The sequence below is a fragment of the Phragmitibacter flavus genome (genome assembly GCF_005780165.1).
GTDB classification, from domain to species: Bacteria; Verrucomicrobiota; Verrucomicrobiia; order Verrucomicrobiales; family Verrucomicrobiaceae; genus Phragmitibacter; species Phragmitibacter flavus.
In genome coordinates, this window is record NZ_VAUV01000006.1 from 134027 (window position 1) to 147100 (window position 13074).

General features: G+C 57.6%; 11 protein-coding genes. 6 read left to right on the top strand and 5 right to left on the bottom strand.

Going from position 1 to position 13074, the window contains the following annotated elements; all coding sequences use genetic code 11:
• Positions 1-2 precede the first annotated feature (2 nt).
• The 4 genes from gap to folP form a co-directional block, all read right to left on the bottom strand.
• Entirely contained in the window at positions 3-1052 is a 1050-nt protein-coding gene (gene gap, locus FEM03_RS08895; RefSeq protein WP_138085854.1) for a type I glyceraldehyde-3-phosphate dehydrogenase, read from the bottom strand.
• Positions 1053-1223: 171 nt separating this feature from the next.
• Positions 1224-1622, bottom strand: a complete 399-nt coding sequence (locus FEM03_RS08900; protein WP_166442739.1) for a TA system VapC family ribonuclease toxin — start codon at positions 1620-1622, stop codon at positions 1224-1226.
• Position 1623: 1 nt separating this feature from the next.
• Positions 1624-1875: a hypothetical protein gene (locus FEM03_RS08905; RefSeq protein ID WP_138085856.1), complete on the bottom strand. Its 252-nt coding sequence runs from the start codon at positions 1873-1875 to the stop codon at positions 1624-1626.
• A 32-nt stretch (positions 1876-1907) separates the two neighbouring features.
• Positions 1908-2750: a dihydropteroate synthase gene (folP, locus tag FEM03_RS08910; protein ID WP_138085857.1), complete on the bottom strand. Its 843-nt coding sequence runs from the start codon at positions 2748-2750 to the stop codon at positions 1908-1910.
• Positions 2751-3114: 364 nt separating this feature from the next.
• Here folP and FEM03_RS08915 point away from each other — a divergent pair, with 364 nt between their 5' ends.
• Entirely contained in the window at positions 3115-3864 is a 750-nt protein-coding gene (locus tag FEM03_RS08915; RefSeq protein ID WP_138085858.1) for a YebC/PmpR family DNA-binding transcriptional regulator, read from the top strand.
• Between the two features lie 56 nt (positions 3865-3920).
• Entirely contained in the window at positions 3921-6140 is a 2220-nt protein-coding gene (gene rho, locus FEM03_RS08920; RefSeq protein ID WP_206170936.1) for a transcription termination factor Rho, read from the top strand.
• Positions 6141-6214: 74 nt separating this feature from the next.
• Here rho and FEM03_RS08925 read toward each other — a convergent pair whose 3' ends face one another.
• On the bottom strand, positions 6215-9502 hold the full coding sequence (locus FEM03_RS08925) for a DUF2339 domain-containing protein (RefSeq protein ID WP_166442740.1): 3288 nt from the start codon (positions 9500-9502) through the stop codon (positions 6215-6217).
• 252 nt (positions 9503-9754) lie between these two features.
• Between FEM03_RS08925 and FEM03_RS08930 the strand changes: the two genes are divergently transcribed.
• From FEM03_RS08930 to rlmN, 4 genes are all read left to right on the top strand, one after another.
• Positions 9755-10537: an MBL fold metallo-hydrolase gene (locus FEM03_RS08930; protein WP_138085860.1), complete on the top strand. Its 783-nt coding sequence runs from the start codon at positions 9755-9757 to the stop codon at positions 10535-10537.
• Positions 10538-10690: 153 nt separating this feature from the next.
• On the top strand, positions 10691-10945 hold the full coding sequence (locus FEM03_RS08935; RefSeq protein ID WP_206170937.1) for a hypothetical protein: 255 nt from the start codon (positions 10691-10693) through the stop codon (positions 10943-10945).
• Positions 10946-11173: 228 nt separating this feature from the next.
• Positions 11174-11833: a hypothetical protein gene (locus FEM03_RS08940; RefSeq protein ID WP_138085861.1), complete on the top strand. Its 660-nt coding sequence runs from the start codon at positions 11174-11176 to the stop codon at positions 11831-11833.
• 93 nt (positions 11834-11926) lie between these two features.
• Complete coding sequence (gene rlmN / locus FEM03_RS08945) at positions 11927-13063, top strand: dual-specificity RNA methyltransferase RlmN (RefSeq protein ID WP_138085862.1); 1137 nt, start codon at positions 11927-11929, stop codon at positions 13061-13063.
• Positions 13064-13074 lie beyond the last annotated feature (11 nt).

Here is a 13074-nt window from a genome sequence, read left to right on the forward strand (position 1 = left end):
TGTTAGATTCCTTTGCTGACGATATACTTCACAAGGTCAACGCAGCGGTTGCTGTAACCCCATTCGTTGTCATACCAGCTCACCAGCTTGAAGAACTTGCTGTTCAACTCAATGCCGCTGCCGGCATCAAAAATCGAGCTCTGGCTGTCGTGAATGAAGTCGCTGCTGACCACTTCGTCAGTGGTGTAACCGAGGATGCCCTTCATGTAGGTCTCGCTGGCTTTTTTCATCGCAGCGGAGATCTCGGCATAGCTGGTTTCCTTGACGGTCTTCACGGTAAGGTCAACCACCGAAACGGTTGGTGTAGGAACGCGGAAGGACATGCCGGTCAGCTTGCCTTTCACTTCTGGAATCGCCAGACCCACGGCCTTGGCAGCACCGGTCGAGGAAGGAATGATGTTGATCGCAGCACTGCGGCCACCTTTCCAGTCTTTCGCGGAAGGACCGTCCACCGTTTTCTGCGTAGCGGTGTAGCTGTGAATGGTGGTCATCAGACCTTCTTCAATGCCGAAACCTTCTTTCAACAACACATGCACCACAGGAGCAAGGCAGTTCGTCGTGCAGCTCGCGTTGGAAATGATGTGGTGGTTGGCTGGATCATACTTCTCATGGTTCACACCCATAACCACGGTGATGTCTTCGTTTTTGCCAGGAGCCGAGATGATGACTTTTTTCGCACCGGCTTCGATGTGCCCTTTGGCTTTCTCCGCGTCGGTAAAAAGACCGGTGGATTCGATCACGATGTCCACGCCAAGCTCTTTCCAAGGAAGTGCTGCAGGACCCTGACGAACCGCGAGACATTTGATCTCATGACCATCGACCACCAAAATGTCATCTTCAGCAAGATCAGGGCTGGATTTTTTGCTGTAGACTTCTTCCTTGGCCTTGCCTTGGGTGGAGTCATACTTGACGAGATACGCCAGGTTGTCCGCCGGAACGAGGTCGTTTACGGCAACGACTTCGATTTCCTTGCCGAGCAAGCCTTGGTCACAGATGGCGCGAAAAACCAGACGCCCGATGCGTCCGAAGCCGTTGATACCGATTTTGATCATTAGATGATGGAGGTGAAGAATGGGTTGATGTCACCTACGCAGAACGACCGCGCAGGGGGTGAACGTATAGGCGGTCTCGCAGCAAGCGTCAACTCGCCTTTAGTTCACCTAAACGTCGGAAATCCGTGACAGCAGGAAAAATGCCGTCAAGACCACCTATCATTGATTACGTCAGTGCAAAAGCAGCGGATGTTTTGCCAGCGCACGATCAAAGGTGTGCAACTTGAGCCCCTCAAGGCGGGCAAATGCCGCCAGATATGCATCCGTCACAACATTGGGGGATTTCTGCGTAACACGCCCAAGATATCCCGCCAAAAGATGGTCTACACCCGGTGGTTCATCCTTAAATCCCACTCGCTCATCACCGAGATACCCTTCATAAAATCCCCACGCCTGCTCAGCCGTCACCGCCTCTCCCGGAAAAGCCGCCTCCAGCTGAGCCAATCGCAGAAATCCAAGCATGCTCAATCTACAAAAATACACACTGTTCTCCTCCAGCCCTTCAAACCACACTGCCATCTCCTTGTGATGCACATGAGATTGAAAGGTCAGCGCAAGCCAGCTATTCACATCAAGCAGAAACATCACCAGCCTCCATCAGCATCTCCAACTCCTTGATCCGGGCGGCGGTCAGCTTGTTTGAACCAGGATTCGCACTCGGAACCATCGGAATCCGCACGCGCACCTTCTCAGCACTTGGTGCAACCGACAGCTTCGACTGCAACGCATCAATCACCAATTCTTTTAAAGTCACCGAACTCGCCGCAGCACGACTCTTCGCCTGCTTGAATAAAGCATCCGGTATCTCAATCGTTGTCCTCATGTGCGCACATCTACGCGCACATTCGCCAAAAGTCACCCCGCACCCATCACCGCCTCCACCATGCGCATCGACTGCACATTGTCCCGCACCTCATGCACCCGCGCAATCTCCGCCCCCACCTCACGCATCCACGCCGTCAACGCCACCGTCGGCCAATGGCGTTTCTCCATCGCCGGATCACCGATCAACGTCGCAATCATCGACTTCCGCGAAACCCCCACCGGCAGCGGTCGCCCTTCCACCCGCACCTCTCCCAACCCTCGCAACAACGTCAGATTGTGCTCCAACGTCTTGCCAAATCCAAACCCCGGATCAAGCGCCACCCGCTCCAACTCAATCCCCGCCTCGGCCAGCGTCCGCAATCGCTCCACAAAAAATTCCCGAACCTCCCGCACCACATCGTCATAAAGAGGCTGCTTCTGCATCGTGCGCGGCTCGCCCTGCATGTGCATCACCACCACCCCGACATCACTGGCCGCCACCGCCTCCAGCATCGCCGCGTCACGCAAGCCATTCACATCATTCACCACATCCGCCCCCGCCCGGATCGCCGCCGCCGCCACCGCGCCCTTCATCGTATCCACCGAAATCAACGCCTCCGTCCTCGCTCTCAGCCCCTCGATCACCGGAATCACCCTGGCCAGTTCCTCGTCCACATCCACCGCCGCCGCACCCGGCCGGGTCGACTCCCCACCCACATCCAGCATGTCCGCCCCTTCCGCCACCATCATCAACCCATGCTCAATCGCGCGCTCCACATTCACATAAGCCCCGCCATCAGAAAACGAATCCGGCGTCACATTCAAGATGCCCATGATCATGCCGCGACGGCTCAAATCAAACATCCGACCACGAATTTTCCAAGTCACTCCCATCGCGGACCATCCCTCATTCCTTCAAAAAATCCAACCCCCGATGCCGCTTCGCGCCTTCCATTCGCAAAAACCCCTTGCACGACTCACCGATTTCATCCAATCTTCACTTGTTGTCGGGCTCGCAAGCCCCATCAGTGATCAACGTTGCCTTCCGTGCAACGGTTCGCTCCTTCCTTAAGTCGCCACCCATAAATACTGCGTGGCACGGGCTTTAGAGAGAAGGTGCCTCCCGTAGGAAGCCAGACTTTTTTCACACGCTCGTTCGTTTGTTCGTTCCCCCGCTCTTTCCCTTCCTCCGCGTCCCGGCGCGACTCTCGACTCTTCATTTCACGCATCCTCCAACCACGCACACCCCTCATCATCCATGGCAGGCCACAACAAATGGTCGAAGGTCAAACACATCAAGGCCGTCGTCGACGCCAAACGCGGCAAAGCCTTCAGCAAATTCAGCAAAGAACTCACCCTCGCCTCCAAGCTGGGAGGGTCCAACCCCGAACTCAATGCCCGCCTGCGCACCGCCATCCTTAATGCCCGCGCTCAAAACATGCCCAACGACAACATCGAACGCGCCATCAAAAAAGGCGCAGGTGAACTCGAAGGCTCCACTCTTGAAGAACTGGTCTATGAAGGCTACGGCCCCGGCGGCGTCGCCATGCTCATCGAAGTCGTCACTGACAACCGCAACCGCGCCATCAACGACATCCGCGTCATCATGGGCAAAAACGGCGGCACCATCGCCGACACCGGCAGCGTCGCCTACATGTTCCAACGCCTTGGCGAAATCCGTTTCCCCAAAGCCAACCTCCAGGAAGATGACGCCATGGAGCTCGCCCTCGAAACCGGCGGCGACGACGTCATTGATGGCGACGACGAATGGGTCATCCGCACCCCATGGGATCAACTTTTCGCCGTCAGCAGCGCCCTCCAGGCCAAAAACATCACTGCCAGCTCCACCCAGCTCATCTATCACCCGTCCACCACGGTCACGCTGACCGAACCCGACACCGCCAAAGCCCTGCTTAAACTGCACGACACTCTCGACGACTACGACGACACCCAACACGTCCACGCCAACTTCGATATCGACGACGCCATTGCCGACCAGCTCAACTAGCTAACTAACTAAGCAAGCAAGGGCATCCAACAACCCCTTCCCCAATTTTCATCATCATGACCGAATCCACCCTACTGGCAGCCAAAGCTCCCGCAAGCGACCTCTTCCCGCCAGCCCCCGAAGAAGCCCGCAACACTGCCGCCCCTAAAAAACGCGTCGCGAAAAAGGCCACCGCCAAGAAGACCACCGCTAAGAAAGCCGCTGCCACCAAGGCCCCCGCTGAAAAAGCCCCTGCTGCCGAACTTCCCATCGTCGTAAAAGAGAAGGCACCGTCTCCAGCTCCCGCGAAAAAAGCCACCCGCGCCCGCAAAACGGCCGCCTCCGCTTGCGAGACAGCAACGACAAAGGAACCCTCATCCAAGCCCGCAAGAGCCGCCGAGACTTCGCCCGAACCATCAAGTTCAAGCGCCCGGTCTGAGGCACCACCCGTTCACGAATCTTCCAACGCCAACGTCGCCCCGGCCCCACGTCCTCCCGAACCCGCGCCATCCGCAGCCTCCGCTCCTGTTTCTGCTCCCGCTCCTGCCCCTGCTCCATCTCATGCAGGTGCCGATCAACAAGGCGGACAATCCCAAAACTACTCCCAACCACGTGACCGCGATCGCGGAGACCGCGACAGAGATCGTGATCGTGATCGTGGACGCGGTGGTGACCGGGGTCGCGGACGCGACAGAGATCGTGATCGTGATCGCAATCAACCACGTGACCGCAGCAGCATCGGCTTCGATCAACCGCGCGAACGCAGCGGCAGCGGCAACGACCAGTTCCGAGACCGCGATCGTGACCGTGGCACCAACGGCGGCGAGCAACCTCGCGAACAACAGCGTGGCAACGATCAACAACGCAGCACCGGCACCGGCGGCGGCACAGGAGTCAGCACCGGCAACGAACAACAACAACCACCACCACGCGACCGCGGCAACTTCAGCGACCAGCCACGTGGCAATGGGAACAGCAACGATCAGTCTCGCAATCGTGGCAATGATCGCTTCCGCAACAAGTGGGACAAACGCGGACGTTTCCGTGACCGCGACCGCAACGACCGTGGCAACGAACAACCGCGCGACCGTGATCGGGATCGGGATCGTGACCGCGACCGTGACCGCAGCGGCCCTCAAGGCGAAGGCGGCCAGCAAACCGCGCCGCCACCTGACCGCCCGCTCGGCCCACCCGAAGCAAGCGAAGGTCTTCTCGAATTGACCCCAAAAGGCTACGGTTATCTGCGTCAGAAAAGCCGCCAGTTCACCGCCTTCAATCAAGACCCCTGGGTTTCCCCCGAATGGATCCGCACACTCGGACTCCGTGAAGGCATGTTCATCAAAGGCGTGCAACAGGAAGGCCATCGCGGCCCCCAAATCACCTCCATTACCGAAGTCAACGGCATGGACCCCGAGAAAGTCCGCGACCTGCCGCTCTTTGAAGAACTCAAAGCCATCAACCCCAACAAGCGCATCCAGCTCGAGACCCGTCCCGACCGTCTCACCACGCGCTTGATGGACCTCGTCACCCCCGTCGGACGTGGTCAACGCGGACTCATCGTCGCCCCGCCACGCGCCGGCAAAACCACCCTTCTTCAGCACATCGCCGAAGCCGTCACCGAGAAACATCCCGATCTCCATTTGATGATTCTCCTCGTCGACGAACGTCCCGAAGAAGTCACCGAATTCCGTCGCACCCTCCCCAACGCCGAGATCCATTCCAGCTCCAACGACAGCGATGTGAAGAACCATATGCGCACCGCCTCCTTCGCCATCGAACGCGCCAAGCGTCTCGTCGAAGCCGGCCAGCACGTCTTCATGTTGCTCGACTCCATCACCCGCATGGGACGCGCCTTCAACAACGCCCACAAAGGCGGTGCCACCATGAGCGGTGGTGTCGGCGTCGGCGCCCTCGAACTTCCCCGTCGCCTGTTCGCCGCCGCGCGCAACACCCGCGATGCCGGCTCATTGACCATCCTCGCCACCACGCTGATTGAAACCAACAGCCGCATGGACGAACTCATCTTCCAGGAATTCAAAGGCACCGGCAACCTCGAACTCGTGCTTGATCGCAAAATCGCCGAGCAATACATCTATCCCGCCGTCAACATCTTCAAATCCGGCACCCGTCGGGAAGAATTGTTGTTGCCTGCCTTCCAGATGGAGAAAATCCATCTCCTGCGCCGCGGCCTCGCCGGACACAAACCGATCGACGCCGTCCAACGCGTCATCACCCTCCTTGAGCGCAGCCCCAACAATTCCCAGATGCTCATCGAGCTCCCCAATCGCCCGGGTTAAGATCCGTCAGATCCGCCTAATCCGTCCGATCATCCCGAGGGACTCCACGCGTGCGTGTCGTTCCCCCACCCCACCTACAAATACTTCCGAATAAAATCCTCGAAGCGGTTGTAGAAAAACCCCACCAGCACCAGCACGCCACCAATTGCCAGGAAGCTTGCAAACCTAGCCGCCGTGCCGAGTTGCCAGACGTCATAAACGACCACTCGACCAAGCGCCATCGCCAGCACGGCCAAACCACAGCGTCGGTAAATGGGATGACCCAACCCAATCCCTGCAACAAAAACAACAAGTGCCATCGCCGCCCAACTGATGGTGCGAAACTCCCCTTCCGCAAACAGATGGAAGGTCAGGAAGCTCCACAAAGCAAACACCGATGTTAATGCCACCGCATTGCACCAGCCTTTGCACACCGACTCCTCATAGACCTTGCTTCCGCGCAGCAACCACTCTGCCACCATCGCCAGCACCGGCACCATCCATCCCCACCCTTGCGGTCTGATGGATGGCGAGAAAAACCAAAGGAAATCCGCCGTAAACAACCCGGCCAGTAAGCTCAACAGGCCCAACCCTAACAACAACCAAGCGAACCCTGCCGCCACGCGCGAGTCCTTCCACCGCGTCAGCATGGCCAGCAACAATCCCGCCCCCACCGTCGCCAGCGGAAAAAACTCCGGCTCATAAATCCACCACCAGTGCAGGAACGCCGCCACGGTTTGCAACCCGGCCATCCAACGCAACACCGACAACCAAAGCTCCCCTTCCACCCATCGCTTCGCGGGCATCGCCGCTGCCAGCATCAACAACCCCAAAGCCAGCATCAACCACAGTCCCGCCTCCCGATGCTGCGGTCCGCCAAGCTCCGTCACCTGATACCATGTCACGGCCAATGCACAAAATCCCGACACCAGTCCAAGCTCCGGAAGATTCACCTTCGACAACTTCGACAGCGCCATCAACAACGCACAAAACACCACCCACCCCGCCGGCTGCCACACTGATTCAAACGGCCAGAATACCGTCACCACAAAACTCAACACCGCCGCAATCGAATGCACCAGCGGCACCCAATCCAGACCGCCCTCAATCGGATCCCACTGAAACGAAGGACGATGACGCGCCAGCCACGCTGCTGCGATCAACAACAACGAACTCGCCACCACTCCCACTACCTGCCACTGATCCAATACCTCGCCATCGCTCAGCACCGCATTCACACAGATTAGCAAAGCAGAAGCCAACGCCGCCACCCGCGACACCAGCATCAATTCTCTCAACCCAACCTGCCTCGACCATCCCAATCCATACAACACACCGCTCAACAACAACAAGGCTGCACCCTCCCACCACCGATCCAGCGGCAACACCACCACCGAGGCCCAGCTCACCCACGCCGCCGCGCCCAGCAGCAACACCTCCAGCGAAACCATCTCCAGCTTGCCCAGCAACGTCACCCGCATCCACAAATCACGCCGACTCAGCCACGCCAGCACCAGCATCATCAAACTCAGAAAAGTCACCGTCATCGGCGTGAACGTCCAGTCGTCCACCCGATCACTCCCGACCGCTCGCTCCACCACCAAGATGGCCCCCAACAACGCGCCAATCGTTCCCACTTTCCGCATCTCGCCAAAGCCCAGCAAACGCCGGTCGCCTCCCACCAGAAACACCGCTGCCACTCCAAACATGAAAGCATAACCCCGCCAGTCCACGATCGGTGTGAAAAGCTTCCCGGTGACAATCATCAACGCCACCAGACATATCCAAACACTCAACCCATTGGTCTTCGACTTACCCTCGCTTTCATCCCCCCGCACGAACCAACCTGCCAGCAGCAACAACGCGGCCTGCAATATCACCGCCAGTTGCCCACCAAGCGCCAGCGTCGGCTGAATTGGATTGCCACTCGCATCCACATGGAACGGCAAAACCAGCACCAGCCCTGCGGCAATGCCCGCGCCGATTTTTGCCACGATGCGATCCTGCCGATTGCCCAACCACGCCAACACTGCCGTTTGAAAAGCAAACACTGTGGCAAGGTTGTATCCGCTTACCTTTACCGCCACCCCCAAGGAGATCTGCACCAGCGCAAACGCCAGGAACATCTCGCCCAGCGGTCGCCCCTTCTCCCCATGCCGCACCTCCGACCACCAGCACAGTCCGAGCAACACCGCACCCCACACGAATGAAAACACCGCAAACGCATCACTCTGTTGCTCCATTGGCGTCTTCGCCAGCAACGCCACCACAAACAACGCCGCAAAGGCCGAGTTGTTCAGCGCCGTCAACGTTCCCCTCAACACCATGCGCATCGCCTCCTCCCGCGGCAACAAAAATCCCGCCGTAAACATCACCCAGCAACTCATCAAAAATCCCTGCCCCGCCCAGTAAGGCATCGGTGCCAGTTCACCCGTCGTGAGCAAAGGCATTACATATTGCCAGAAGGCAAACCCGCCATAGGAACCCACCAGACTCAACGCCCCCAAGGACACCCATCCGTGACGCCACAACAACCACAAGCCCCCAAGCGTCAGCAACAAATTCGAAAACAAACTGAACCAACCAATCGCATTGATCGATGTTCCATAATAACCCAGCACCAGCGACATCGCCGCCACGCTTTGATCCTTGCGCCGATCCGCATAAAAGAAGATCCCAAACGCACACAGCAACAACGCCACCCCCGCCAGCACCGGACTCTCGATCACCCGCAAGCGCTCCACATGATGCATCGCGTAAGTTGTATAAAACACCGCCGCCAAACCACCTGCTGCAACCACCCGCCCAAATGTCTTCAACGACTCCTGTGACTTCTCCAGCCACATCCCCACGCCAGCCATCAATCCTGACAACCCATACAGCGCCAGCACCTTCAAGATCACCGGCATCTCGCGCACAAAATTTTGATACGCATACACACTTCCCAATGCCAGCCCCGTTAAAATCGCCACCACCCCAATCCGCACAAACCAAACCTTGCCAAGCCGCATTTCAAAATCACCCGAAGCCACCTTCGCCGCCACCGCTTGGGCTGGAGGCAGCGCCATCGTCGTCTTCGAAACAGGCGCCGATGCAAACTTCGGCGGCAACACTTTCCGCTCCGCCTCGTCATTTGTCTTCAGCAACTCCATCACAGGATCGAACATCTTCACCACCGGCGTCACCGGCAAAGGCGGCGGCATGGATGGCACCTTCACTTCAACCGGTGTCGACACGGGAATCGGTGCAACCACCTCCGCCTTCACCTCCCTCTCATTCAACGCCAGTCGAACCTCACCGATCTCATGTTCGAGTTGCGACAATCGAGCGCGCAAATCACGCTGCTCCTCCACAATGCGTTGCAGCCTCTCGTCAGGATTCATGTGTCCCCAAAGAAGATCAAGTTCATCCATGCGCCAGCAAAATGTGCATCCCTACAAAAAACTTCCCGCCCCTTCCCCTTGGCACGCTTCCATGCTTCCATAACCTTTTCCCTTCATCCTTCATCCTTCATCCTTCATCCTTCATCCTTCATCCTTCATCCTTCATCCTTCATCCTTCATCCTTCATCCTTCATCCCTCATCCCTCATCCCTCATCCTTTAGCCTTTCGCCTTTATCCCTTATCCTTTCAATATGACCCTTACCTTTCTCGGCACCGGCACCTCGGTTGGCATTCCGATGATCGGTTGCGACTGCGCCACCTGCACCTCCACTGATCCACGCGACCAACGCCTGCGCTCCTCCGTCTATCTTTCCACACCTGAAGCCTCATGGGTCGTCGACACCGGACCTGACTTCCGCATGCAATGCCTTCGCGAAAGAATTCGCCGTGTCGATGCCGCCCTCTACACCCATCCGCACATGGACCACGTCACCGGCTTCGATGACCTGCGCCGCTTCTGCATTGAAGAAGACGCCTTCCTTCCCATCCATGCCGCACCCTCCTGCCTCGCCGCCCTGCAACGCATGTATGAACACGCCTTCAATGGCCAGAACCGTTATCGCGGATACCTCAAACCCCAGCCCATGCCCATTGACGGACCCTTCAACATTGGCGACACCCACGTCACTCCATTGCCCGTCAAACATGGCAAAGTTGAAACCTTCGGCTACCTCTTCACACGTCATGGACGCAAGCTCTGCGCCTACCTCAGTGACATGAAGGAACCACTGCCCGGCACGCTTGAACTCATGGAGGGAGTCGACACGCTCATCATCGATGCATTGCGCAACACGCCTCATCCCACCCACATGAATTTTCCTGAAGCGCTCGCGTTCCGCGAAGCCGTGAAACCACGCATCACCTGGTTCACTCATCTGCAATGCGAGATCCTTCATGCACGCGCCGAAGCCTTGCTTCCTCATGATGTGCGCATCGCATATGATGGATTGAAACTTGCTTGGCCATCACCCTGATCATCGCTTCAAAGTCTTCATCACATCATCATCTTCATCACCACCCGCATACGCGAAGTTTTTTTGTTGTGAGTTGGTGCGGCTCATGTTAATCATGCAGCTTCAGTAACCAATAAAACAACATCAACGATCAAACGAAAGGAAACAGAGACCATGGCTAAAAAAGCAGCAAAGAAAGTCGCCGTTAAGGCTCCTGCCAAAAAAGCAGCAGCTCCCGCTAAAAAAGCTCCTGCCAAAAAAGCAGCAGCCCCGGCCAAAAAAGCTCCTGCCAAAAAAGCAGCAGCTCCCGCTAAAAAAGCCCCTGCCAAAAAAGTAGCGGCTCCTGCGAAAAAAGCAGCAGCTCCCGCCAAAAAAGCAGCCGCTCCAGCTAAAAAGGCTCCTGCCAAAAAAGCAGCCAAGAAAAAATAAGACGGCCACCGGCAATTCCGATTGCCGACCACAAAACAAGCAGTCCTTGATGATGCGGCTCACGTCGTGTTTTCAAGGACCGCTTTTTTTTATGCCCCGTGGGCTCGGGAAAAGCATCACATCCATACCCCCGCTCAAAACGAATCAGTCATTGCAGCACGCACCCGCTGCTACGGATTCCAAACATTATTGAATGCCCGTGCCACTTTCTCCGTCCAATCTCCAATCATGAAATCGCTTTCCCTTTTCGCCCTCGCCCTCCTCTTCGCCGTGGCGCTTCCCTCATGCGTCATCACCGATGGCTACGGCTATTATGACGACGGCTATTATGATGATGGAGCCTACACCAGCACCACCGTCTACGGCGGCGGCGGTTACGGCGGATATTACACCGGTCCGTCCTACGGTTACTACTCATCGTCCCACCCCTACTACTACTCCGGTCGCTACTACAGCCGTGGGCATTCCCATCATCGCCGTTACAGCGACCACCGCCACCACAGCCACAGCGGCGGATCCAGCCGATACCGCGACCACGACCGCCATGATGGTCATGATCATGACAAGGACCGCCGTCGCAGCTATTCCTCCTCCAGCAGCAGCCGCAGCCGAGATGACGATCGCCGCCGCAGTTCCTCCGCGTCCAGCAGCAGTCGCAGTCGCAGCAACGATGACGACCGCAGACGTTCCGTCTCATCCAGCAGCCGCAGCAGCGGTGACGACCGCAAGCGTTCTTCTTCATCCTCCTCTTCCAGCCGCAGCCGTTCATCCGTTCAGAAACCCCAGTCCAGCAGCAGCAGTCACGGTCGCCTGAGAGCCGTTTCATCCCGTAGTTCCTCAAGTGACAAGCAGCGCGGCGGTGCAGCCGCCCGATCCAAAAAAGACTAACTTACCTTTATCTTCCCCGTCGGCCGCGTGTGATCCACGAGGCCGTTCTTGTAAACGGGCGCAAACTCGGGTAGGTTGTTGCCGCCCACACTCATGTCCGACGCCGTCCCCATTTCCACTTCTCTTCTTGCTCACACGCCGGAGGAACTTATCAGCGTCGTCGCCCAGGCTGGCGAAAAGTCCTACCGAGCCAAACAGCTCATCGAATGGATCCATCGCAAACGCGTTGAGACCTTCGATGAAATGACCAACCTTTCCAAACCCCTGCTCGCCTATTTGAATGAGCATCACACGCTCCGCACGCTAACTCTCGCCCGCGTCGAAGGCTCCGCCGACACCACCCGCAAATACCTCTTTAAACTTCACGATGGACGTTTCGTTGAAACTGTCCTCATCCCCGCCTCCGTTTCTTTCGCCGGCGAACGTTCCAACCGCCGCACCCTCTGCGTCTCCTCCCAGGTCGGCTGTGCTTACGATTGCAAATTCTGCGCCAGTGGCCTCGCCGGCTTCACCCGCAATCTCACCGCCAGTGAGATCGTTGAACAGATTGTCCAGGTCGAAAAACACGCCGGGGAACGCATCGACAATCTCGTCTTCATGGGCATGGGCGAACCCTTGGCGAACTACAACAACGTCACCCGCGCAATCACCGCCCTCAACGCCCAGTGGGGCGTCAACATCGGCGCCCGCCACATCACCGTCAGCACCAGCGGCCTCGCCCCTCAAATCAAAAAACTCGCCGAGTTCCCCCTTCAAGTCCGACTCGCCATCTCCCTCCATGGTGCCAGCGACGAAGTGCGCAACCAGATCATGCCGGTGAATCGCAAACACCCGCTCGACGAACTCTTCGAAGCCCTGCACTTCTGGCGACAACACAAAAAACAGCGCATCACCTTTGAGTTCATCCTTATCAAGGACATCAACGACAGCGACGAACAAGCCAGACTCCTCGCCCATCGCGCCCGCAACATCGACGCCAAGGTTAACCTCATCCCCTACAATACCGTCGACGGCCTCCAATGGGAACGCCCCGACGTCCCCCAGCAAGACCGCTTCCGCGACATCGTTGCCTCACACGATGTCGTCGTCACCCTGCGCCGTGAAAAAGGACACGACATCGCCGCCGCATGCGGCCAGCTTCGTCTCCGCGAAGAAACCCAGCTCGGCATCATCGCCGCCCCCGTTCCCGAAAAACGCCGCAGCATCACCACCGAAATTCACGCCGACTGACTCAAAGAGTC